This window comes from Mesorhizobium sp. M2E.F.Ca.ET.209.01.1.1, assembly GCF_004010375.2.
In the GTDB taxonomy this organism is placed as follows: domain Bacteria; phylum Pseudomonadota; class Alphaproteobacteria; order Rhizobiales; family Rhizobiaceae; genus Mesorhizobium.
On record NZ_SADP02000063.1, the window covers coordinates 1 to 958 of the forward strand.

Here is a 958-nt window from a genome sequence, read left to right on the forward strand (position 1 = left end):
TCGGCGGCGCGGGCGCCCGAAACTGCGATCAGGGCCGCAGCTGAGCCGAGAAGAAGGCTCTTGATGTTCATTTTCTGACCTCCAGTCAAAAGTTAAAAAACGGGTCTGGGTATTTTTTGCTGAAGGACAGCGTTCCCTGCCCCATCCCCACTACCGAAAAAGATGCGCACCGCGCCGCTCCTTCGAACATGACCTTTACCCAGGAGGCGGCGGCGTTCAACCATGTTCGTGTCGGCGAAAGCCCGATCCGGACGCTATACCCGGGCGTTGTTGCACAAATGACACGATTTGGCCTCACTCCGAAAGCTCTCGTTAACCATCAGGGCCCCCACGGCGGCTGAATCCGGCCAAATCCGGCGATCGGCCGGCTGAATTGCGGCGTCCCGGCGAGTCGCCTCGTCCGGTTCTTGCCGCAGAATCGCCTTGCGAAGGGAGGCTTGTCGCGCGCAGCGCGGGGGAGGATGGCGGAGAGGATGGGATTCGAACCCACGAGAAGCTTTTGACCTCTACTCCCTTAGCAGGGGAGCGCCTTCGACCACTCGGCCACCTCTCCGTCGCGCCGCTGGATAAAGAAAAGCGTGGGCACAATCAACAAGCCGGCGCCATAATCGCCGAAAAATCGTTAGGCCGGCAGCTTCTGAAAGCGGTGGAGCATCGGCATCGCATCGGCCCAGACGAGGCGAATCGTGGACTTACTAGGCCTTTTCGAGCCAGCAGAGGCGCCTTCATTGGAGCGCCATCGTAGACCGGAAACCGGATACGCAATCACCGGCAGACGCCCTTCATCACGCTGCACGGGGCGAAAAAGAGCGCAATAACAAGGCATTGCTATAATTTTGGCCGAGAGTCCACATCGCTTGCGTTCGATTCTGACTGGAGGTCAGAAAATGAACATCAAGAGCCTTCTTCTCGGCTCAGCTGCGGCCCTGATCGCAGTTTCGGGCGCCCGCGCCGCCGA

At 59.5% G+C, this 958-nt stretch carries 1 tRNA gene; it reads right to left on the bottom strand.

Going from position 1 to position 958, the window contains the following annotated elements:
• Positions 1 to 462: 462 nt before the first annotated feature.
• Positions 463 to 553, bottom strand: a tRNA-Ser gene (locus EN852_RS34545).
• Positions 554 to 958 lie beyond the last annotated feature (405 nt).